18 protein-coding genes and 2 tRNA genes are annotated in these 22,296 nt (G+C 68.0%); 13 read left to right on the forward strand and 7 right to left on the reverse strand.

Annotation, left to right across the window (positions count from 1 at the left end; genetic code table 11):
- Positions 1-44: 44 nt before the first annotated feature.
- The 7 genes from pal (at position 45) to KIT53_RS01255 (ending at position 4,306) form a co-directional block, all read left to right on the forward strand.
- A complete protein-coding gene (pal, locus tag KIT53_RS01225) occupies positions 45-626 on the forward strand; it encodes a peptidoglycan-associated lipoprotein Pal (RefSeq protein WP_297746320.1) in 582 nt (193 codons plus the stop codon).
- Position 627: 1 nt separating this feature from the next.
- Positions 628-1,404, forward strand: a complete 777-nt coding sequence (ybgF, locus tag KIT53_RS01230) for a tol-pal system protein YbgF (RefSeq protein ID WP_297746323.1) — start codon at positions 628-630, stop codon at positions 1,402-1,404.
- A gap of 76 nt (positions 1,405-1,480) precedes the next feature.
- Positions 1,481-2,593 carry a YeeE/YedE family protein gene (locus tag KIT53_RS01235; RefSeq protein ID WP_297746326.1) on the forward strand — a complete coding sequence of 371 codons (1,113 nt, stop codon included), beginning with the start codon at positions 1,481-1,483 and terminating at the stop codon, positions 2,591-2,593.
- The gene (locus tag KIT53_RS01240; protein WP_297746329.1) at positions 2,590-3,423 is read left to right on the forward strand and encodes a tRNA threonylcarbamoyladenosine dehydratase; all 834 of its coding nucleotides are present in this window, start codon (positions 2,590-2,592) and stop codon (positions 3,421-3,423) included. Before KIT53_RS01235 ends, KIT53_RS01240 begins: the two co-directional genes overlap by 4 nt.
- A gap of 51 nt (positions 3,424-3,474) precedes the next feature.
- A tRNA-Lys gene (locus tag KIT53_RS01245) sits at positions 3,475-3,550 on the forward strand.
- A 48-nt stretch (positions 3,551-3,598) separates the two neighbouring features.
- Positions 3,599-3,674 (forward strand) — tRNA-Lys (locus KIT53_RS01250).
- A gap of 203 nt (positions 3,675-3,877) precedes the next feature.
- The gene (locus KIT53_RS01255) at positions 3,878-4,306 is read left to right on the forward strand and encodes a hypothetical protein (RefSeq protein ID WP_297746332.1); all 429 of its coding nucleotides are present in this window, start codon (positions 3,878-3,880) and stop codon (positions 4,304-4,306) included.
- Here the strand turns inward: KIT53_RS01255 and KIT53_RS01260 are convergent, their stop codons facing one another.
- The 7 genes from KIT53_RS01260 to dapC all read right to left on the reverse strand — a co-directional run bounded on the left by KIT53_RS01260 (position 4,307) and on the right by dapC (position 12,093).
- Positions 4,307-4,555, reverse strand: a complete 249-nt coding sequence (locus KIT53_RS01260) for a GlsB/YeaQ/YmgE family stress response membrane protein (RefSeq protein ID WP_297746335.1) — start codon at positions 4,553-4,555, stop codon at positions 4,307-4,309.
- An 85-nt stretch (positions 4,556-4,640) separates the two neighbouring features.
- The gene (locus KIT53_RS01265) at positions 4,641-6,599 is read right to left on the reverse strand and encodes an ATP-binding cassette domain-containing protein (protein WP_297746338.1); all 1,959 of its coding nucleotides are present in this window, start codon (positions 6,597-6,599) and stop codon (positions 4,641-4,643) included.
- Positions 6,596-7,513, reverse strand: a complete 918-nt coding sequence (gene prmB / locus KIT53_RS01270; RefSeq protein ID WP_297746341.1) for a 50S ribosomal protein L3 N(5)-glutamine methyltransferase — start codon at positions 7,511-7,513, stop codon at positions 6,596-6,598. Before prmB ends, KIT53_RS01265 begins: the two co-directional genes overlap by 4 nt.
- The gene (gene dapE / locus KIT53_RS01275; protein WP_297746344.1) at positions 7,503-8,678 is read right to left on the reverse strand and encodes a succinyl-diaminopimelate desuccinylase; all 1,176 of its coding nucleotides are present in this window, start codon (positions 8,676-8,678) and stop codon (positions 7,503-7,505) included. The genes prmB and dapE overlap by 11 nt, the downstream gene beginning before the upstream one ends.
- Positions 8,679-8,688: 10 nt before the next feature.
- Positions 8,689-9,846 (reverse strand): PilT/PilU family type 4a pilus ATPase, encoded by a 1,158-nt coding sequence (locus tag KIT53_RS01280; protein WP_297746348.1) that lies wholly within the window; start codon positions 9,844-9,846, stop codon positions 8,689-8,691.
- 129 nt (positions 9,847-9,975) lie between these two features.
- On the reverse strand, positions 9,976-10,800 hold the full coding sequence (gene dapD, locus KIT53_RS01285) for a 2,3,4,5-tetrahydropyridine-2,6-dicarboxylate N-succinyltransferase (protein ID WP_297746351.1): 825 nt from the start codon (positions 10,798-10,800) through the stop codon (positions 9,976-9,978).
- Positions 10,801-10,869: 69 nt separating this feature from the next.
- Positions 10,870-12,093 carry a succinyldiaminopimelate transaminase gene (dapC, locus tag KIT53_RS01290; RefSeq protein WP_297746354.1) on the reverse strand — a complete coding sequence of 408 codons (1,224 nt, stop codon included), beginning with the start codon at positions 12,091-12,093 and terminating at the stop codon, positions 10,870-10,872.
- Between the two features lie 182 nt (positions 12,094-12,275).
- Between dapC and smc the strand changes: the two genes are divergently transcribed.
- From smc to KIT53_RS01320, 6 genes are all read left to right on the forward strand, one after another.
- Positions 12,276-15,797 (forward strand): chromosome segregation protein SMC, encoded by a 3,522-nt coding sequence (gene smc / locus KIT53_RS01295; protein WP_297746357.1) that lies wholly within the window; start codon positions 12,276-12,278, stop codon positions 15,795-15,797.
- Between the two features lie 19 nt (positions 15,798-15,816).
- Positions 15,817-16,950, forward strand: coding sequence for a cell division protein ZipA C-terminal FtsZ-binding domain-containing protein (locus KIT53_RS01300; RefSeq protein WP_297746360.1), 1,134 nt, complete (start codon positions 15,817-15,819; stop codon positions 16,948-16,950).
- Entirely contained in the window at positions 16,947-19,025 is a 2,079-nt protein-coding gene (ligA, locus tag KIT53_RS01305; RefSeq protein WP_297746363.1) for an NAD-dependent DNA ligase LigA, read from the forward strand. The genes KIT53_RS01300 and ligA overlap by 4 nt, the downstream gene beginning before the upstream one ends.
- A 5-nt stretch (positions 19,026-19,030) precedes the next feature.
- Positions 19,031-20,098 (forward strand): hypothetical protein, encoded by a 1,068-nt coding sequence (locus KIT53_RS01310; RefSeq protein ID WP_297746366.1) that lies wholly within the window; start codon positions 19,031-19,033, stop codon positions 20,096-20,098.
- Positions 20,099-20,219: 121 nt separating this feature from the next.
- Positions 20,220-20,759, forward strand: a complete 540-nt coding sequence (gene def / locus KIT53_RS01315) for a peptide deformylase (RefSeq protein WP_297746369.1) — start codon at positions 20,220-20,222, stop codon at positions 20,757-20,759.
- A gap of 126 nt (positions 20,760-20,885) precedes the next feature.
- Complete coding sequence (locus tag KIT53_RS01320) at positions 20,886-22,295, forward strand: efflux transporter outer membrane subunit (RefSeq protein ID WP_297746372.1); 1,410 nt, start codon at positions 20,886-20,888, stop codon at positions 22,293-22,295.
- Position 22,296 lies beyond the last annotated feature (1 nt).

The raw sequence follows: 22,296 nt of genomic DNA on the forward strand, positions 1-22,296 counted from the left end.
TTCTTCTGCCTTCAACCCCATCCCATACCTCCAAGGATCCTCTCATGTCCAACACCCATCTGCCCGTCTCCCGTGAACGACTCACCCGGCGCTGGTTGCGCCTGATCGCCGGCCTGGGGCTGGTGGCCGCGCTGGCGGCCTGCAGTTCCGGCGTCAAGCTGGACGACGTGCCGGTGGAAGACCGCGCGGGGACGGCCACCGGCGCCGCGGGAGGGGCCGGCGGCCAGGGCGGAGCGGTCGACCAGCGGGGCGTCTCCGGCGTGTCCGTGGGGGGCACAGACGCTGCCCAGCCCGATGCGCTCAAGCGTGTGGTCTATTTCGACTACGACAGCTTCGACGTCAAGCCCGAGGCCGCAGCGCTGCTGGAAGCCAACGCCCGTTACCTCAACGCCAACCGCACCCGCCGCGTGAACCTGGAAGGCCACACCGACGAGCGCGGTGGTCGCGAGTACAACCTGGCTCTGGGCCAGAAGCGTGCGGAAGCCGTGCGCCGCGCACTCAGCCTGCTGGGTGTGAGCGAGGCGCAGATGGAGGCGGTGAGCTTCGGCGAGGAGAAGCCTGCGGTCACCGGCTTCGATGAAGCCGCATACGCCAAGAACCGCCGCGTCGAGCTGACCTACCGCTGACATGTCCACCACCGCTGTCTGTTCACGGTTCGGCCTGCTGGCACTGGCGCTCTCGGCGCTGTGGCCCTTGCAGGCGCACGCCCTGTTTGGGGACGACGAAGCCCGCAAGGCGATCATCGAGTTGCGCCAGAAGGTGGACAAGAACCGCCAGGATGCCGATGCGGCCAGCGCCGAGTCGCGGGAGTCCGCCGCGGCCATGCGCCGCAGCCTGCTGGATCTGTCCAACCAGATCGAACAGTTGCGTGGTGAACTGGCCCGCCTGCGCGGTCAGAACGAGCAGCTTGCGCGTGAAGTGTCGGAACTGCAGCGCCTGCAAAAGGACGTGCAGTCCGGCATCGACGAGCGTTTGCGCAAGGTGGAGCCTTTGCGCGTCGAGCACGAGGGCCAGACCTTCAACGCCGCGCCGGCAGAAAAGCGCGACTTCGATGCCGCCATGGATCTGCTGCGCAAGTCCGAGTTTGCGCAGGCGGCCACCGCCTACAACGGCTTCATGCAGCGCTATCCCGCCAGCGGTTACACGCCGTCGGTGCTGTACTGGCTGGGCAATGCCCAGTACGCCGCGCGCGCCTACAAGGAAGCGGCCGACACGCACCGGCGCCTGATCCGGGAGTTCCCCGACCACCTGCGCACGCCGGAGGCCATGCTGGCGTTGGCCAACAGCCAGATCGAACTCAAGGATGCGCGTGGAGCCCGCAAGACGCTCGAAGACCTGAACAAGGCCTACCCGAACTCGGAAGCGGCAGCCGCCGCACGCGAACGGCTCGCCCGCCTGCGCTGAATGCCCGTGACCACGCCACGGACGGCCGTCCTGGCTGGCCGTGGGTGACTGGGCCGCTCCTTACAATGGCGGCCTTATGGACATCGCCGACCTCCTGAAACTGCAGACCCAGGTACTCTGGGCCGCCTTCGCCGTGGCCGTCGCTTTCGGCTTCATCGCCCAGCGCACCCATTTCTGCACCATGGGTGCCATCAGCGACATCGTCAACATGGGCGACTGGACGCGCATGCGCATGTGGGGCATGGCGGTCGGCGTGGCCACCATCGGGTTCTACGGCATGGCCTGGCTGGGCTGGATCGATGCGGGCAAATCCATCTACACCAGTGGCCGCATCATCTGGCTCTCCGCGCTGCTCGGCGGCGCTCTGTTCGGCCTGGGCATGGTGCTGGCCTCGGGCTGCGGCAGCAAGACCCTGGTGCGCATAGGCTCGGGCAGCCTCAAGTCGCTGGTGGTGTTTTTCGTCATGGGTTTCGCCGCCTTCGCCACGCTGCGTGGCGTGACCGCGGTGTTGCGCGTCAACACCGTGGACCAGGTGGCCTTCGAGCTTCCCGCGGGTGGCGCGTTGCCGATGTGGCTTTCCAGTGGACTGGGACTGGATCCTGCACTGGCCGGTCTGTTGGCGGCGCTGGTGCTGGGTGGCGCGCTGCTCGTCTGGGCGCTGCTGGGGCCGGAGTTCCGCAGCTTCAACAACCTGCTCGCGGGCCTGGGTATCGGCCTCGTCATCGTGGCCATGTGGTGGGTCAGCGGCCACATGGGTTTCGTCGCAGAGCATCCGGAAACCCTGGACGCGGTCTACCTCGGCTCCAATTCCGGCCGCATGGAGTCCCTCACCTTCACCGCGCCAATGGCCTACGCGCTGGACTGGGTGATCTTCTTCAGCGACACCTCCAAGCTGCTGACCTTCGGGGTGGTCACCGTCGCCGGCGTGGTGGTGGGTTCCTGGGTCAGTGCGTTGATCGAGGGCAGCTTCCGCTGGGAGGGTTTCCGCAGCACGCAGGACACCGCACTGCACCTGGTCGGTGGCGCACTCATGGGCATCGGCGGCGTGACCGCCATGGGCTGCACGGTGGGCCAGGGCCTATCAGGCCTGTCCACGCTGAGTCTCACCAGTGCGATCGCCGTCACGGGCATCGTGCTCGGCGCCATTGGCGGCTTCCGCTTCCAGATGTGGCTGCTGGAGCGGGAGTGAACGGCACCCAGGAGCTGTTCGAACGCCGCTTCGGCGGGTTGCGGCGCCTCTATGGCGTCGAGGGCGCACAGCGGCTTTTCGACGCCCATGTGGTGGTGGTTGGCATTGGCGGCGTGGGCTCCTGGGCCGCCGAAGGCCTGGCGCGCAGCGGCGTGCGCCGCCTCACCCTGGTGGACCTGGACCACGTTTCCGAATCCAACATCAACCGCCAGATACACGCCCTGGATCCCACGCTGGGGCAGGCCAAAGGCGAAGCCATGCGGGACCGCATCGCGCTCTTCCATCCGGGCTGCCAGGTCGATGTGGTCGACGATTTCGTCACGCCCGACAACTGGCCCGCCTTGCTGGAAGCGCTGCCCGACATGGCTGGTCAGTTGCCCGGCGCCCTCATCGATGCCTGCGACCAGGTCAAGGCCAAGACTGCGCTGGCCGCTTGGGCCTTGGCGCGGCGCGTGCCGTTCGTCACCGTGGGCGCGGCCGGTGGCAAGCGCCTGGCGCAGCAGGTGGAGGTGGCCGACCTGGCGGACACCACGCACGACCCGCTGCTTGCGCAACTGCGCTACCGCCTGCGCAAGCAGCATGGCGGCGCCCGCGAAGGCCGTATGGGCGTGGCCTGTGTCTTCAGCCGCGAGCCCGTGGCGCCGCCCGATGCATCCTGCAGCGTGGACGGCGGTGGCGACGGCTCGCTGAACTGCCATGGCTACGGCTCGGTGGTCAGTGTCACGGCCACTTTCGGCCTGTGCGCGGCAGGCTGGGTGCTTGATGTTCTGGCCACCGATCGTTCAAAAAAGCGCATGAAGCCAGAGAAGACGTCCTCAATGACGCTATAATCTGAGGCTTCGCGTCAACCGGCTTCAAAGGCCGGTCTGCACGCCGATCCGGGGGCGTTAGCTCAGTTGGTAGAGCAGCGGACTCTTAATCCGTAGGTCGAGTGTTCGAGTCACTCACGCCCCACCACCGGTTTGTTCAAGGCCTTGTGTCACCCGCAAGGCCTTGCATTTTGTCGGGACGTTAGCTCAGTTGGTAGAGCAGCGGACTTTTAATCCGTTGGTCGTGGGTTCGAATCCCTCACGTCCTACCAGACACCCTTCGGGGATGAAAAAGCCCGCAGCCACTGGCCGCGGGCTTTTTTGTGCGTGTGTGCCCCGGCGCTACACTGCGCGGCCATGAATCCGCCGCATGCCGCTTCGCCTGTTTGCATCGACCCTCGCCGTTTCGGCCGCCCTGTGGGGTTGCGCCTCTTCGCCGCCGAGGGGCGGGGAGGCTGTGGTGGAGGTGAGCTCCGTGGTGACTCTGGCCGAGTGGCGGCAGGAAGGCCGTGGGCTCAACCCGGCAGAGCGGCGCGGTGTGCAGTCGGCCGGCGTCACCGAGGCCGATGTCGCGGCGGGGCGTCTGGTGCGTGTGCAGTGCGCGATGATGACCGATGGCTGGTGGCCCAGCCTGGGTTTGCTGCCTGCAGGGCAGCAGGGGCAGGGCGGTACCGTGGTGCGCCTGCGGGTCGACGATGCGGGTGACAACGATCGCCTGGCGGTGAATCCCGTGCTCGGGCCCATGGTTCCACCGCTGGCGCCGGGCGGGCGCGCCTACCGGGCCATTCCAGACTGGAAGGAGCGGGGCCTTTCCAGCAACTTCGAGCGGGTGCCCCTGCCGGCGGCGCAGGCAGACCGCTACCTTGTGGTGCAGGGGGCCTACCTGGTCAAGTGCCGGCCTTGATCATTTTTTCTTGATCAGCCCGTAGAGCACCAGCAGGATGATCGCACCGACCACGGAGGCGATGAAGCCCACCGGTTCACCGGGTTGGTAGAAGCCCAGCGCGGCGCCGAGGTAGCCCGCGACGAAGGAGCCGGCCACACCGAGCACGGCGGTCATGATCCAGCCCATGCTGTCGTCGCCGGGTTTGATGGCGCGGGCAATGAAGCCGGCGATGAGACCGATGAACAGGGTCGCAATGATCGACATCATCTGAGGGGTCCTTCCTGATGGTGAGGGTACCGAGGCCGCGGCGGCCCTGGCTGCCGGCAGGATACCCCAGGGCACGAATCCGTGCTCAGGCCCTGCTGGCTTCGATGGCTTCCTGCAGCTCCAGCCAGCGGCTCTCCAGCGCGTCGTTCTCTTCGTTCACGGCCTTGAGGCGGCGGCCGGCATCGGCCATCTCGGCAGGGCTCATGGGTTCGCCCATGGCGCGTTCCAGCCGCTCCTTCTCCTGGCCAAGTTCGGCCATGCGCTGTTCGGTGTGCTCCAGCTCCTTGCGCAGCGGCCGGGTCTTTTCGTTGGCCTGCTGGCGGCGTTGGGCGTCCTGGCGTTTGCGCTCGGGGGCCTGGGCCGGTGGTGCCGCGGTTTGCGGTGCACGCTGCTCCTGGCGTTGTGCTTCGCGCTGCTGCTTCGCCACGTCCAGCAGGTAGCGCTGGTAGTCGTCGAGGTCACCGTCGAAGGGGGCAATGCCACCGCGCGAGACCAGCCAGAACTCGTCGCAAACGGCGCGCAGCAGGGCGCGGTCGTGGCTGACCAGCATCACCGTGCCTTCGAATTCATTGAGCGCCACGGACAGCGCTTCGCGCGTGGCCAGGTCGAGGTGGTTGGTGGGCTCGTCCAGCAGCAGCAGGTTGGGGCGCTGCCAGACGATCATGCACAGCACGAGGCGAGCCTTCTCCCCGCCGCTCATGCTGCCCACGGCTTGCTTGACCTGGTCGCCACCGAAGTTGAAGTTGCCCAGGAAGTTGCGCAGGTCCTGCTCGCGCGTGGGCTGGCCGGCGAGCCGGCCTTGCGCCGTGCAGTCCTTCGCCAGCCGGATCATGTGTTCCAGCGGTGTGTCGGCCGGTCGCAGCACGTCCAGCTCCTGCTGGGCGAAGTAGCCGATGTTCAGGCCCTTGCCTTCGGTGATCTGGCCGGCCAGTGGCGTGAGGTCGCGCGCGATGGTCTTGACCACGGTCGATTTGCCCTGGCCGTTGGCGCCCAGGATGCCGATGCGCTGGCCCGCGAGCACCGAACGGCTGACGCCGCGCACGATGGTGGCGGGTTCGCCCCCGGGCTCGGCTGCGGGGTAGCCAAAGTCCACGTCGGCCATGGCCAGCATGGGGTTGGGCAGGCTCTGGGGTTCGGCGAACTCGAAGCTGAACTCGGCGTCGGCCAGCACCGGACCGATTTTTTCCATGCGTTCGAGTGCCTTGACGCGGCTCTGGGCCTGCTTGGCCTTGCTGGCCTTGGCCTTGAAGCGGTCGATGAATTTCTGCAGGTGCGCCATTTTTTCCTGCTGGCGCTCGAAGGCCGCCTGCTGCAGCGTCATCTGTTCGGCGCGCATGTCCTCGAAGCGGCTGTAGTTGCCGCCGTAGCGGGTGAGTTGCGCGCCGTGGATGTGCAGGGTGACGTCGGTGACCGCGTCGAGGAACTCGCGGTCGTGGCTGATCACCAGCAGCGTGCCTTCGTAGCGCTTGAGCCAGGCCTCCAGCCAGACCAGGGCATCCAGGTCCAGGTGGTTGGTGGGCTCGTCGAGCAGCAGCAGTTCGCTCGGGCACATGAGCGCGCGTGCGAGCTGCAGGCGCATGCGCCAGCCGCCGGAAAAGCTGTCGACAGGGCGCTCCAGCTCACTGGTTCGAAAGCCCAGGCCCAGGATGAGGGCCTGGGCGCGCGCGGCGGCATCGTGCTCGCCGGCATCGTGCAAGGCCATGTAGGCGTGCGCCATGCGCTCGCCATCGCCACTGTCTTCCGCAGCCTGTACCTCGGCCCGGGCGTGCATGAGAGAGACGTCCCCTTCGATGACGAACTGCGTGGCGGGCATGTCGGTCTCCGGCATGTCCTGTGCGACCTGGGCCATGCGCCAGTGCGCAGGCACGGAGAAGTCGCCCTTGTCCTCGTGCAGCGTGCCGTCGAGCAGGCGAAAAAGGCTGGATTTGCCGGCGCCGTTGCGGCCGACCAGGCCGACCTTTTCGCCGGGGTTGATGGTGCAGGACGCACCATCGAGCAGGACCTTCGCCCCTCGGCGAAGGACCACATTCTTCAGGGTGATCATGGGGAAGGGGTGTGCGGCGCGGCGAGCGCGAGCAGGCTCTCCTGGGTCAGCAGGAGTACCTGGTCCTCGCCGGCACTGGTGTCAAGCCAGATCGCTTCCAGTTCCGGAAAAGCGTTCTCGAAGTGTTCGCGTTCGTTGCCGATCTCCAGCACCAGCACACCTTGCGGTTTGAGCCGTGCGGGGGCGTCGCGCAGGAGTTTGCGCACGAAGTCCATGCCATCGGCCCCTCCGTCCAGCGCCAGGCTGGGTTCGGCGCGGTACTCGGGTGGCAGGTCGGCCATGCTCTGTGCATTGACGTAGGGTGGGTTGCACAGGATCAGGTCCCACGGGCCGGGGCAGGCCGCGAGGCCGTCGGATTCGACCAGGGTGATGCGATCCTGCAGTCCATGGCGGTCGACGTTGATGCGCGCGACCTCCAGGGCCTCGGCGCAGATGTCGGCGCCAGTGACCCGCACGTCCGGATACGCCATGGCGGCCAGCACGGCCAGGCTGCCGTTGCCGGTGCAGAGGTCCAGCACGTCCCGGCTGTTCTCGTCCAGCCAGGGATCGATGGCCCCTTCGGCCAGCAGTTCGGCAATGAAGCTGCGTGGGACGATGGCGCGCCGGTCCACGTAGAAGGGCACGCCTTGCAGCCAGGCTTCATGGGTGAGGTAGGCGGCCGGCTCGCGGGTGTCTATGCGGCGCTGGACCAGGGCCCGCACGGCGGCCTGTTCCTCGTGGCCCACGCGGCGGCGCGCCAGGGCGTCGAGGTCGCTGTCCAGCGGCAGGCCCAGTTGCCAGAGCACCAGCCACGCGGCTTCGTCGCGTGCGTTGGTCGTGCCGTGGCCGTAGGACAGCCGGGCGGCTTCCAGGCGCTGGCTGGCTTGGTCGAGCAACTCGGCGAAGGAGATCACGACGGACACCTCAGTCAGCATGGGCGGCCGCCCTGGCGGACAACTGTTCGAGCGTGCGCCGGTAGATGTTTTTCACCGGTTCGATGTCGGCCAGCGCGACGTGCTCGTCAATCTTGTGGATGGTGGCGTTGGGCGGGCCGAACTCGATCACCTGTGGGCAGACCTGGGCGATGAAGCGGCCATCGCTGGTCCCGCCAGTGGTGGAAAGCGTGGTCTGCAGGCCGGTTTCGTCCAGGATCGCCTGGCGCACCGCGTCGACCAGCGTGCCCGGCGTGGTGAGAAAAGGCCGTCCGCCCAGCGTCCAGGCCAGGTCGTAGTCGGTGCCCTGCGCCAGGCCCTGCGCCTCCAGGATGGCGTGCACGCGCTGCTGCAGGCTTTCGGGTGTGGACTCGGTGGAGAAACGGAAGTTGAAGTCGATCACCACGTTGCCGGGGATGACGTTGCTGGCACCGGTGCCGCCGTGGATGTTGCTGATCTGCCAGCTCGTGGGCGGGAAGAAGTCGTTGCCTGCGTCCCAGGTGGTGGCCACCAGCGCGGCCAGCACCGGTGCCACCAGGTGGATGGGGTTGCGGGCCAGGTGCGGGTAGGCGATGTGGCCCTGGATACCCTTGACGGTGAGCTTGCCGCTGAGCGTGCCGCGCCGCCCGTTCTTGATCATGTCGCCGCTGCGCTCCACCGACGTCGGTTCACCCACGATGCACCAGTCCAGCCGCTCGCCGCGCTGGCGCAGGGTTTCGCACACCACCACGGTTCCATCGACGGCCGGGCCTTCCTCGTCGCTGGTGAGCAGAAAGGCGATGTCGATGGCCGGCGCGGGCTGGGCGGCCAGGAACTCCTCGCAGGCCACCACCATGGCCGCCAGCGAGGTCTTCATATCGCTGGCGCCGCGCCCGTACAGGCGGCCATCGCGGTGGCTGGGAAGGAAGGGGTCGCTCTGCCAGGCTTCCAGCGGGCCGGTGGGCACCACATCGGTATGCCCGGCAAACACCAGCGTCGGGCGCTGGCCGGTGCCCAGCCGCGCCCAGAGGTTGGTGACGCGGAAGTCGTCCGGCCCGCTGGACAGCGTTTCGCAGCGGAAACCCAGCGGCGCCAGGCGCGCGGCGATCAGCGCCTGGCAGCCCTCGTCACGCGGGGTCACGGAGGGCAGGGCGATCAGCTGTTCGGTCAGGCGCAGGGTGGCGGTCATCGCAGGCGGGTCAGAACTTCACGTCCAGCGTGAATTCGGTGAAGGTGGCGGCGTCGCTGTTTTCCTCTTCGGCCACGGTGGTCTCGCTGGGCTTGAGGCCGGTGAAGTCGTTTTGCAGGCGCCAGAGCAGGTTGTTGGGCGAGTCGGCGTGGGCCAGACCCTCGTTGCGGGAGACCAGGCCCACCGTAATCAGGCGCGCCAGGTCTTGCTCGAAGGTCTGCGAGCCCTCGGCCAGGGACTTTTCCATGGCTTCGCGCACGCCGGAAAAGTCGGCTTTCTGGATCAGGTCGGCGATCAGCGAGGTGTTGAGCAGTACCTCCATCGCCGGCACGCGCCCGCCGGTGTGGGTGCGCAGCAGCCGCTGGGAGACGATGGCCCGCAGCGCGGCGGCCAGGTCGCCCAGCAGGGTGGGGCGCACCTCCACCGGGTAGAAGCTCAGGATGCGGTTGAGCGCCTGGTAGCTGTTGTTGGCGTGCAGCGTAGCCAGGCACAGGTGGCCCGACTGCGCGTAGGCAATGGCCGCCGACATGGTCTCCCGGTCGCGGATCTCGCCGATCAGGATCACGTCCGGCGCCTGGCGCAGCGCGTTCTTCAGCGCGATCTGCAGCGAGGCCGTGTCCGAACCGATCTCGCGCTGGTTGATGACCGACTTCTTGTTGCGGTAGAAGTACTCGATCGGTTCCTCGATCGTCAGCACGTGGCCGGTGCTGAGCTGGTTGCGGTGATCGATCATTGCCGCCAGCGTGGTGCTCTTGCCCGCGCCGGTGGCGCCGACCATCAGCACCAGGCCCCGTTTTTCCATCACCAGGTCGGCCAGCACCGGCGCGACGTTGAGCGTGTCCAGCGGAGGAATGTCGGCCGGCACGTAGCGGATCACCACCGCCGTGTGGCTGCGCTGATGAAAGGCGCTGAGACGGAAGTTGCCCACGCCTTCCAGCGGCACGGCCATGTTGAGCTCGCCGGTCTCGTGCAGTTCCTCCATGCGCGTGGGCGGCACGATCTCGGCGAGCAGGTTGCGCGGCGCGTCGGCTGGCAGCACCTGGCTGTTGATGGGGATGGTCTGGCCGTTGATCTTGATCATCGCCGGCGCATGCGCCGTCAGGTACACGTCCGAGGCCTTCTTGTCCGCCATCAGGCGCAGGATGCGCTCCATCGTTCCGCTGCTCATGACCGTCCTTTCGTCAGGGGAAGTTGTACCTTGGCACGCCACGGAACCGGCCTTGCCCCGCCGCTGGCGCGGTCCCCTTGGGAGGAGATGCGGCCACGCGCCGTGGGCAGACGACGGGGGTGGGCTTGTTCACGGCCGCAGCAGGTCGTTCAGGCTGGTCTTGGCGCGGGTCTGGGCGTCCACGCGCTTGACGATGATGGCCGCGTACAGGCTGTACTTGCCGTCGTCCTTGGGCAGGCTGCCGCTGATCACCACCGAACCGGCCGGCACGCGGCCGTAGCTCACTTCGCCGGTGCTGCGGTCGTAGATGGGGGTGCTCTGGCCGATGTAGACGCCCATGGACACGACGGAGTTCTCTTCCACGATCACGCCTTCGACGATTTCCGAACGCGCGCCGATGAAGCAGTTGTCCTCGATGATGGTCGGGTTGGCCTGCAGCGGCTCCAGCACGCCGCCCAGGCCCACGCCGCCGGAGAGGTGCACGTTCTTGCCGACCTGCGCGCAGGAGCCCACGGTGGCCCAGGTGTCGACCATGGTGCCTTCGTCCACGTAGGCGCCGATGTTGACGTAAGAGGGCATGAGGATCGCGCCCTTGGCGATGTAGCTGCCGCGCCGGGCCACGGCCGGCGGCACCACACGCACGCCGGTGGCCTTCATCTCGGCCTCGCTGAGGTGGGCGAACTTGGTCTGCACCTTGTCGTAGAAGCCCAGATCGCCGGCACGCACGATCTCGTTGTCCTTGAGGCGGAAGGACAACAGCACGGCCTTCTTGACCCACTGGTGCACGGTCCACTGGCCCACCCCCTGCCGCGTGGCCACGCGCAGCTTGCCGTTGTTGAGTTCGGCGATCACGTGTTCGACGGCATCCGTGACTTCCTTGGGGGCGGAGGCAGGCGAGAGCTCGGCGCGGTTGTCCCAGGCGTTGTCGATCAGGGTTTGCAGTTGTTGGGTCATGTTGCTGGGGCGGGTTCTGTGTTGAGCGTTGGGCGTTGGGTGTAGGGGACGCTTTCGGCGTGCGGTTCTTCAGGCGGTTTCCCGGCAGAACTGCACGATGCGTTGGGCGGCTTCCAGGCATTCGGCGGTTTCGGCCACCAGTGCCATGCGCACCCGGCCGGTACCCGGGTTGATGCCACCGGTCTCGCGCGCCAGGTAGCTGCCGGGCAAGACCGTGACATTGTATTGAGCCAGCAGTGCGCGGGCGAAAGCTTCGTCCGCGCTCACGCCGGGCTGGGCCTGGGCGAAGCGTTGCGGCACGCCGGCCCAGAGGTAGAAGGCGGCATCGGGCAGGCGCACGTCCAGCACCTGCGCCAGCAGGGGCGTGACCTGGGCGAACTTCTCGCGGTACAGGCGGCGGTTGTCCACCACATGCGCCTCATCGCCCCAGGCCACGATGCTGGCGGCCTGCACGGCCGGGCTCATGGCCCCGCCGTGGTAAGTGCGGTAGAGCAGGAAGGCCTTGATGAGGTCTGCGTCGCCGGCCACGAAGCCGCTGCGCAGGCCGGGCACGTTGCTGCGCTTGGACAGGCTGGTGAAGCTGATGAGTCGCGGGAAACCGCTGCGGCCCAGGCGCTGTGCGGCCTCCAGTCCGCCCAACGGCGGCTCGTCGCGGAAATAGATTTCGCTGTAGCACTCGTCGGAGGCGATCACGAAACCATGGCGGTCGCTGAGGGCGAACAGGCGCTGCCATTCCTCCAGCGGCATGACCGCGCCGGTGGGGTTGCCGGGTGAGCAGACATACAGCAGTTGCGTGCGGGCCCAGACGGCTTCGGGCACGCTGTCCCAGTCGGTGGCGAAGTTGCGTGCCGGGTCGCTGGCCACGTAGTAGGGTTCGGCCCCGCTGAGCAGGGCCGCGCCTTCGTAGATCTGGTAGAACGGGTTGGGCACCATGACGGTGGCACCGGCCTGCGTCGGGTCCACGACCGTCTGCGCGAAGGCGAACAGCGCTTCGCGCGATCCGTTGATGGGCAGCACCTGGGTGGCCGGGTCGATGGACACGCCATAGCGGCTCTGCACCCAGGCCGCGCAGGCCTGGCGCATGGCCGGCTCGCCCACGGTGGCTGGGTACCCGGCCAGGCTGGTATCCAGCGAGTCGGCCAGGGCCTTTTTCAGGAAATCCGGCGTGGCGTGGCGGGGTTCGCCGATGCCCAGGCTGATGGGGCGCAGGTCCGGGTTGGGTGTGACGTGGGCAAAGAGCCGGCGCAGCCGCTCGAAAGGATAGGGCTGCAGGCGCGAGAGCAGAGGGTTCATGGCAGAGGATTATCGGGGCAGGTGCCGCCGGCGACGGAGGATACAGGCCGTCACCCTCTGAGTGCGCGGCGGCGCTGCGCCGGGCGTGCCGCACGGTATCATCAAGACCCGTTCCACCGTGCCCGTTGCGGTGAAATTGCCTTTGAATTCAATCACTTGGCCTTGCCAAGGGAGCCCGCAGCGTGCGCCTCAACTCGATCAAGCTCTCCGGCTTCAAGTCTTTCGCCGAACCGACCAACTTCATGCTGCCGGGCCAACTCGTGGGCGTGGTGGGTCCCAACGGCTGCGGCAAGTCCAACATCATGGACGCGGTGCGGTGGGTGCTGGGCGAGTCCAAGGCGTCCGAACTGCGCGGCGAGTCCATGCAGGACGTGATCTTCAACGGCACCACCTCGCGCAAGGCCGCCAGCCGCTCCAGCGTGGAACTGGTGTTTGACAACGCCGACCACCGGGCCGGTGGCCAGTGGGGCCAGTTCGCCGAAATTGCCGTCAAGCGCGTGCTCACGCGCGATGGCACCAGCAGCTACTACATCAACAACCAGCCGGTGCGCCGGCGTGACGTGCAGGACGTGTTCCTGGGCACCGGCCTCGGGCCTCGCGCCTACGCCATCATCGGCCAGGGCACCATCAGCCGCATCATCGAGAGCAAGCCCGAGGAGCTGCGCCTGTTCCTGGAGGAAGCGGCGGGTGTGTCCAAGTACAAGGAGCGCCGCCGCGAAACCGCCCACCGCCTGGCGGACACGCGGGAGAACCTGACGCGCGTCGAGGACATCCTGCGCGAACTCAACGCCAACCTGGACAAGCTGGAGAAACAGGCCGAGGTGGCGGCGCGCTACAACAGCCTGCAGGCCAGCGCCACACTCAAGCAGCACCAGCTCTGGTTCCTCAAGCGCGCCGAAGCCGAGGCCGATCAGGTCCGGGTCAAGAACGACGCCGCTCAGGCGGTGAACGACCTGGAGTCGCGCACCGCCGATCTGCGCCGCGTGGAAGCCGAGCTGGAAACCATCCGCCAGGCCCACTACGCGGCCGGCGACCAGGTCAACCAGGCCCAGGGCAAGCTCTACGAGGCCAGTGCCGAGGTTGGCAAGCTGGAAGCGGAGATCCGCTTCGTGGTCGAAGGGCGCCAGCGTGTCGAGCAGCGCCTGGTCCAGCTCAAGGAGCAACTGGCGTCCTGGGCGACGCGCAGCCAGGACGCGGCGGTCGAGCTGGAGCAGCTTGCCGAATCCATGGTGCAGGCGGAGGAGCAGTCCGTGGTGCTGGCGGCGCAGGGAGAGGAGCAGTCCGGCGCGTTGCCCACGCTGGAGGACAGCCTGCGCCAGGCCCAGGCCCGCGCCAACGAGCAGCGCGCCAGCGTCACGCAGGTGCAGCAGCAGATCCAGGTGCTGGCCGCCGAGCAGCGCAATGTGCAGGAGCAAAGCCGCGCGCTCGGCCAGCGCCGCGAACGCCTGAGCGCCGACCGCAACGCGCTGGCAGCGCCCGATGAGGCGCGGTTGCAGAACGCACAGGCCCAACTGGCCAGCGCCCAGGAAACCGCCGAGACGCTGGACGCCGTGCTGCACGAGCTGCAGGACAGCGTGCCGGCACTGGACGAAGCCCGCCGCGCCGCGCAGCAGGCGGTGAACCAGGAGTCCGCCCGGCAGGCCGACCTGTCGGCGCGCCTGGAGGCGCTCAAGGCGCTGCAGGACAAGGTCAAGACGGACGACAAGCTCAAGCCCTGGCTGGCCCGGCACGGGCTGGATGGCCTGCAGGGCCTGTGGAGCCGGATCCATATCGAGGCCGGCTGGGAAAACGCCCTGGAGGCCGCCTTGCGCGAGCGCATGGGTGCGCTGGAGGTGTCGCGCCTGGAGATGGTGCGTGCCTTCGGCCAGGACGCTCCGCCCGCCAAGCTGGCGTTCTACAGCCCGCCGGCTGCCGCAGCGTCGACGGCGCAAAGCGCCACCGGCCTGCGTCCGCTGGCGAGCTGGCTGCGCCTGAACGACGCCGCGCAGCAGGCGCTGCTGGCCGAATGGCTGCACGGTTGCCTGACGGCGGCCACGCTTGAGGAGGCCATGGCCCAGCGCGAGCGGCTGGCCCCGGGCGAGGCCATCCATGTGCCCAGCGGCCACGTGGTCACGGCGCACAGCGTGAGCTTCTACGCGCCCGACAGCGAGCAGGCCGGACTGCTGGCGCGGGCACAGGAGATCGAGAACATCGACAAACAGCTCAAGGCCCAGGCTCTGATCGCCGAGCAGGCCCGTGCCGCCCTGATCCGCGCCGAGGCGGCCTACACCGACGCCTCGCAGCGCCTGGTATCGGCCCGCCGCGAGGCGGCCGAAGCGCAAAGCCGTGCCCACGAACTCCAGGTGGAAACCCTGCGCCTGACCCAACTGGCCGAACAGACGCGGGCGCGCAGCGAACAGATCGGCGCCGACCTGGCCGAGGTCGATGCGCAACTGGAAGCCTTGCAGGAGAGGCAGGTGACGGCCGAGGCGCGCTTCGAGGAACTGGACATGCAGCTCGCCGACAGCCAGGAGCGCCACGCCCAGCTCGACGACAAGGTCATCGAGGCCGAGCGCGCGCTCAATGCCGCGCGCGAACAGCAGCGCGCGCTGGAGCGCAGCGCCCAGGAGGCCACCTTCGCACTGCGCAGCCTGCAGGCACGGCAGGGCGAACTGCAGCGCGCCATGGAAACCGCCGCCTCGCAGGAAAAGTCGTTGTCCGAAGAGCAGCAGCGCGCCAGCGAGGAGCTGTCCCGCCTGACCGATGCCGCGGCCCAGGCCGGCCTGCAGGATGCGCTGGCCATGAAGCTGGAGCGTGAGCAGGCCCTGGGCGCGCTGCGCAGCCAGTACGACGACCTCACCGCCAAGCTGCGCGCCAGCGACGAGCGCCGCCTCCAGCTGGAGCGCGAACTCGACCCGCTGCGCTCGCGCATCACCGAGTTCCAGCTCAAGGAGCAGGCCGCGCGCCTGGGGGTGGAGCAGTACAGCCAGTTGCTGGACGAAGCCCAGGCCGACCTGGCCGTGCTGGCCCAGGGCATCGCCGAAGGCCCTGTGCGCCTGGCCGGGCTGCAGGGCGAGATCGACCGCCTGCACCGCGAGATCCAGTCGCTGGGGGCGGTCAACCTGGCGGCGCTGGACGAGCTCACCGCCGCGCGAGAACGCAAGACGTTCCTGGACGCGCAGTCCACCGACCTGATCGATGCGATGAACACGCTGGAAGACGCGATCCGCAAGATCGACAACGAGACGCGCGAACTGCTGGGCAGTACCTTCGAGACCGTCAACACCCATTTCGGCCGCATGTTCCCGGAGCTGTTCGGTGGTGGCAACGCCAAGCTGGTGATGACCGGCGAGGAGATCCTGGACGCGGGCGTGCAGGTGATGGCGCAGCCACCTGGCAAGAAAAACCAGACCATTCACCTGCTCTCGGGCGGCGAGAAAGCCCTCACCGCGATCGCGCTGGTGTTCGCCATCTTCCAGCTCAACCCGGCGCCGTTCTGCCTGCTGGACGAGGTGGACGCGCCGCTGGACGACGCCAATACCGAGCGCTACGCCAAGCTGGTGACGGCGATGTCCCGGGAAACCCAGTTCCTGTTCATCAGCCACAACAAGATCGCCATGGAAATGGCCGAGCAACTGATCGGCGTGACCATGCAGGAGCAGGGCGTCTCGCGCATCGTCGCGGTGGACATGGAGTCCGCCGCCGGCATGCTGGAGCCGACCTGAGCGAAGGAACGAGCACATCATGAGCACTCTGCAAATCGGCCTGGCCATCATCGGAGGGCTGGTGCTGGCCGGCGTGGTGGCCTACAACGCCTGGGTCACGGGCCGCAGCGTGCCACGCACGGCGCGCGAGCGCGGCAGCCCGCACGCCGACGACGCGGCCGGCGACGAGACCCTGCCGTACACCGCCGCCGACCTCACCGAACACGAGATCCAGCGCATCGACCCGGTGCTGGGCGATCTGCCGGGCGCGCCTGCACCGCCCGAGCCCGCCACTGTGGCCGCGGCGATCGCCGAGGTCAGCGTGAACCCGCTGATGGCACAACCCGAGCGCAAACCCGGTCTGGATGCGCTGATCGACGTGATCGCACCGCTGCAACTCGAGCACGAGGTCTCCGGCGATGCCGTGCTCGCTGCGCTGCCCGGCACGCGCCGTGTGGGCAGCAAGCCGTTCGCCGTCGAAGGCCTGGTGGAGGCCAGTGGCGAGTGGGAGAGTCCGCGCCCGGGTCAACGCTACCGCAGTCTGCAGGCCGGCGTGCAACTGGCCAACCGGTCCGGTCCGCTCAACGACATCGAGTTCTCCGAATTCGTGGTGAAGGCCCAGGCCTTCGCCGATCTGGTGGGTGCCACGCCGGATTTCCCGGACATGCGGGCTGAGGTGGCCCGGGCGCGTGAACTGGACGCCTTCGCCAGCGGCCACGACGCCCAGTTGGGCTTCACCCTGCGTGCGCGCCGTGCGGCCTGGAGCCCTGGCTATGTGGCGCAGCACGCCTCGCGCCAGGGTTTCGTGGCCGGCGCGCTGCCCGGGCGCATGGTGCTGCCCGGTCTGCACAGCGGGCATGCGGCGGTGCTCAGCCTGGCCTTTGACCCGCAGGCCGCCATGGCCGAGGATCCCGAGCAGAGCGCCCTGCGCGAAGTGAACCTGTCCCTGGAAGTGACCCATGTGCCGCGCAGCGAGCAGCCGTTCCTGCGCATGCGCCAGGTGGCCACCGCGCTGGCCGAGGTCATGGAGGGCGTGGTCACCGACGACGCCGGGCAGCCGCTCTCCCCGGAGACCATGGACCGCATTGGTGCCGACCTCGAAAGCCTGTACGACGCGCTGGACAGCCGCGACCTGTCGGCCGGCTCTGCCCAGGCCAGACGCCTGTTTTCATGACCCCTGATCTCTTTGACGCCGGTCCCTCGCCGGCCGATCGCGCCGCCGAACTGCGCGCCCAACTGCACCACCACGCCTACCGCTACTACACGCTCGACGAGCCGGAAATTCCGGATGCCGAGTACGACCGCCTGTTCCGCGAGCTGCAGGAGATCGAGGCCGCGCACCCCGAGCTGCAGACCCCGGACTCGCCAACACAGCGCGTAGGTGGCGCGGTGCTCAAGGCACTGGCGCCGGTGCGGCACATGGTGCCCATGCTCAGCATCCGCACCGAGACCGACACCGAGGCCAGCGGCGCAGTGGCATTCGATGCCCGCGTGCGCCGAGAACTGGGCCTGGGCGACAGCGACCCACCGGTGGACTACCTGGCCGAACTCAAGTTCGATGGCCTGGCCATGAGCCTGCGCTACGAACAGGGTGTGCTGGTCCGCGCGGCCACGCGAGGTGACGGCGAGACCGGTGAGGAGGTCACCCACAACGTGCGCACCATCGGCCAGATTCCGCTGCGCATCGACGGCGCGGTGCCCGCGGTGCTGGAGGTGCGCGGCGAGGTCTATATGCGCCGGGACGACTTCGAGGCGCTCAATGAACGCCAGCGCGCCAGGATCGCCGCCGGAGCCAAGGGTGAAAAAACTTTTGTCAACCCGCGCAACGCGGCCGCCGGCGCGGTGCGGCAACTGGACTCCGGCATCACCCGCGAGCGACCGCTGAGCTTCTTTGCCTATTCATGGGGAGAGGTCCTGGGGGACGAGAACCCACCCGCCACGCAGTTCGACTGGCTCATGCGGCTCAAGGCCTGGGGCTTCCCGGTGGCCGAGCAGACCACGCTGTGCCAGGGTGCCGACGCACTGGTGGCGTTTCACCAGCGCATCGGTGCCGCGCGCGACCAACTGCCCTACGACATCGACGGCGTGGTCTACAAGGTCAATTCCCTGGCGCTGCAGAAGCAGCTCGGCTTCGTCACCCGCGAGCCGCGCTGGGCGGTGGCGCACAAGTACCCGGCGCAAGAGCAGCTCACCACCGTTCTCGCCATCGACGTGCAAGTGGGCCGCACCGGCAAGCTCACGCCGGTGGCCAAGCTGGCGCCGGTGTTCGTCGGCGGTGTGACGGTGACCAACGCCACGCTGCACAACGAGCTGGAAGCCCGGCGCAAGGACGTGCGGGTGGGCGACACCGTGGTGGTGCGACGCGCGGGCGACGTGATCCCGGAGGTGGTCTCGGTGCTGCCCGAGAAGCGCCTGGGCGACCCGCCGCCGTTCACCATGCCCTCGCAATGCCCCGTCTGCGGCAGCGCGGCCGTGCGCGAGGAGGGCGAGGCCGACCACCGTTGCACCGGCGGCCTGTTCTGCGGCGCGCAGCGCAAGCAGGCCATCCTGCACTTCGCGCAGCGCCGCGCGGTGGAGATCGAGGGCCTGGGCGACAAGCTGGTGGAGCAACTGGTGGACAGCGGCGTGGTCAAGACCTTGCCGGACCTCTACCGCCTGGGCCTCACGGCGCTGCTCGCGCTGGACCGCATGGCGGACAAGTCGGCGCAGAACGTGCTGGCGGCGCTGGAAAAGAGCAAGCAGACCACGCTGGCGCGCTTTCTCTTCGGTCTGGGCATCCGCCACGTCGGCGAGGCGACGGCCAAGGACCTGGCGCGCCATTTCGGCCAGCTCGATGCGGTCATGGACGCGTCGGTCGAGCAACTGCTGGAGGTCAACGACGTCGGTCCCGTGGTGGCGCAAAGCATCCGGACATTCTTCGAGCAGCCGCACAACCGCGAAGTGGTGGAGCAGTTGCGCGCCTGTGGCGTTCACTGGGACGAGAGCGAGCCCGAGGCCCGCGCGCCCAAGCCGCTGGCGGGCAAGACCTTCGTGCTCACCGGCACCTTTCCCACGCTCAGCCGCGACCAGGCCAAGGACCTGCTCGAAGCCGCCGGCGCCAAGGTGGCCGGTTCGGTCAGCAAGAAGACCGACTACGTGGTGGCCGGCACCGAGGCCGGCAGCAAGCTCGAAAAGGCCCAGGCTCTGGGTGTGGCGGTGATCGACGAGGCGGCCATGCTGGCGCTGATCACCCATCCGCTGGACGGCTGATCTGCATGTGGTTCTCCATCGGACTGCTGAGTCTGTGCCTTGTACTGGCCTGGCAGGTGCGCTACCGCTGGCACCTGCCATGGAAAGGCGGCGAAAGCGGCAAGCGCGACGGCGTGACCTATCAATACCAGTGGCGCAGTTACAAGGAAAGTACCTTCGGCGTGGATATCGCTGTCGCGGTACCCGACTGGTTCCGCTTTGAACTGAAACGGGAATCGCGGGTGGATCGCTTCTTCAAGTGGCTCGGTCTTTCGGTAGAGAAGCAGTTTGGCCACGAGGGCTTTGATCGTTTGGTCTACGTGGCGTCCAATGACGGGCATCTGCTCAATCGTGTGGCTGACAGCCCTGAACTGCGCACGGCCGCCCAGCGGCTGATGGTGCTGGCGGAGGCAGATTGCCGAGTGAAGTATGTGTACTGCGCCAACGGTGTGCTTCGCGCCTACCTGCGCCGCGGCAGCCTGTTTGGCAACAAGTCAGACCGTCGACGCCTGAACCAGGCGATTGCATCGGCCTTGCCGCTTCTCGAACGCATCGGCCAAGCACTGCGCGCAAGCCAGCAGCCTGTTTTGCCCGCCCGTCGCCGAGACCCATTCCTTCTGCCGGGCGTGCTTCTTCTTGCCACGTCCTCAGCGCTGGCGCTCAATGGGCTGCTTTTTCTGTTGCGGCCCGTCGTGTTCGATGATGCATTTCTGCTGGACACAGGTCGCATCGCCGAGTTGGCGCTTTGGGTCGGCAGTTTCATCATCTGCTCGCTGCTCGCGGCGCACTTCGTTCTGCTCGCGCGCAGTGCTCGTGCCCATCTGTATCTGCTTGAACTGCTGCTGGTGGGCTCCTTTGGTGCCTACAGTACGGCAGCTAGCGAGCTGCGCGAAGCAAATATGGAATGGGACTATTCCGTGCCGGTGATTCGAGAGGCAACGGTCCTGGACAAATCGGTCCATCGGTCTCGCCGCGGAGGAAACCGCTACTACCTGCATGTGAAGGATTGGCGTGACACAACGGGCCGAAGGCGTATCCGGGTATCGCGGGGATACTACGAATCCATGGAGCTCGGGCGCGTGCTGGTATTCTAGGAGCGCTCGGGTCGTTTCCAGGCCTCATGGGCAAAGTTGGTGGGGGCCAAACCCCCTTGAGACTCGGGGTGCACGTCTTGCGAGATAGTTCATCTGCTCCAGCTCCACTCTCACGCCCCGTATGACCATCCACACCATCCTGAAAATGGGCGACCCGCGCCTGCTGCGCGTGGCTCAGCCCGTGACCGCCCTCGACACACCCGCGCTGCACGGGCTCGTGGCCAATCTTTGGGAGACCATGGCCGCGGCCAACGGCGCCGGGCTGGCGGCGCCGCAGATCGGGGTGGACCTGCAGGTGGTGGTGTTCGGCAGCGGCCTGCCCAACCCGCGCTATCCGGAGGCGCCCATCGTGCCGCGCACGGTGCTGGTCAACCCCATCATCACCCCGTTGAGCGACGAAGAGGAAGAAGACTGGGAAGGCTGCCTGTCCGTGCCCGGCATGCGGGGCGTGGTGCCGCGCTGGCGGCGCATCCGCTACCAGGGTTTCGATGCGGCTGGCGGCGCCATCGACCGCGAAGTGGAAGGCTTTCATGCCCGGGTGGTGCAGCACGAGTGCGATCACCTCTGGGGACGCTTGTACCCGATGCGGGTGCGCGATTTCAGCCGCTTCGGTTTCACGGAGGTCTTGTTTCCCGGGCTCTCGGCGCTGGACGACGATTGAGCGTCCGGTCGGCCGGCTGCGCGGCCCATGCCGCAGGCGTTACAAATCATGCGTTTTCAGAAGGGAACGGGTGACGAAATCGTCTAGAGTGGAGCCCGTTTCACCGATCTCAGGGAACCCTATTACATGAAGCGAATGCTGGCCGTGTTGGCAGGCACCATGCTGCTCGGCGGGTGCAGCGTGGGCCGCCCTCCGGTGGATGTGGCCGCACCGGTGCCGCCCACCTGGTACGCGCCCCCTCTGGCGCACCAGGGCGATGTCGGGCAGTTGAGCGCCTGGTGGGGCCGTTTCGAAGACCCGGTGCTCAGCGACTGGGTGGCGCGGGCCCAGGAGCAGAGCCCCTCGGTGGCGAGCGCGCGCGCCCAGGTGTTCGCGGCACGGGCGGCGCGGCTGAACGTGGAGGCGCAGACCGGTCCACAGGCGGCGCTGGTGGCCCAGGCCAGCAGAGGCATCACCGATCCCACCGTACCGCTGGGCACCACGCTGAGTGCCGGCGTACAGGCATCCTGGGCCATCGGCCTGTGGGGCCAGGACCAGGCTCGCCAGGACAGTGCCCAGGCGCAGCAGGACAGCGCCAATGCCGGCTGGCACGAGGCGCGCGTGCTGGTCGCCGCCGAACTCGCCCAGCTCTATTTCGCGCAGCGCCTCTGTCAGGCTCAGCGGGTGGTGGCCGAGCGCGATCGCGACTCCCGCGCCATCAGCGCCGAGAACAATGCCGTGGCCGAGCGCGCCGGACTGACCGCACCGGCGGTGGCGGCGCTGGCGCGCGCCAGTGCCGCCGAGGGCGTGGCCCGCGAACGGCAGCAGACCCAGGTGTGTGAAGGGCAGGTCAAGTCGCTGGTGGCGCTCACCGGCGTGCCGGAGCCCGAACTGCGCCGGCAACTGGCCGGCGCGCCCGCGTTGCCCGATGCAACCAGACTGGACCGCATGCTGGCGGTGCAGGCCGTGCCGGCGGAGGTGATCCGCCAGCGCCCCGACGTGTACCGCGCGCAGCGCGATCTGGTGGCCGCCAGCGCGGAGGTGGGGGTGGCCCGGGCCGCGCTGCTGCCGGGTCTGTCGCTCTCGGGCAGCCTGCTGCGCAACCGTTTCTCGGGCGCAGGCACGCAGGTCAGCTTCAACACCTGGTCCATCGGCCCCATTACGCTGAGCCTGCCCCTGCTGGGGCGTGCGCCGCTGCACGCGGGCGTGGACAGCGCCCAGGCACGCTATGAGGCCGCGGCCCTGGCCTATGCGGCAACGCTGCGCAAGGCCGTGTCCGAGGTGGAGCAGGCCTTGGTCCAATTGGCGGCCCTGCGCGAGCGCGAGTCCTCCACCGAGGTCGCCGTGGCTGGCTATGGCCAGTCCTTCCTGGCCACCGAGGCGCGGTACCGCGTCGGCCTGGCCAGCCTGAACGAACTCGAAGAGGCGCGCCGCCTCAAGCTCAACGCCGACAGCGCGGCCGTCGCGCTGCAGCAGGAGCGCCTCAATGCCTGGATCGGCCTGTACGTCGCGCTCGGTGGCGGCTTCGATCCCGTGAACAACCCTCCCGCGCCTTGAA

The organism is Hydrogenophaga sp., from assembly GCF_026125785.1.
Classification (GTDB): Bacteria; Pseudomonadota; Gammaproteobacteria; order Burkholderiales; family Burkholderiaceae_C; genus Hydrogenophaga.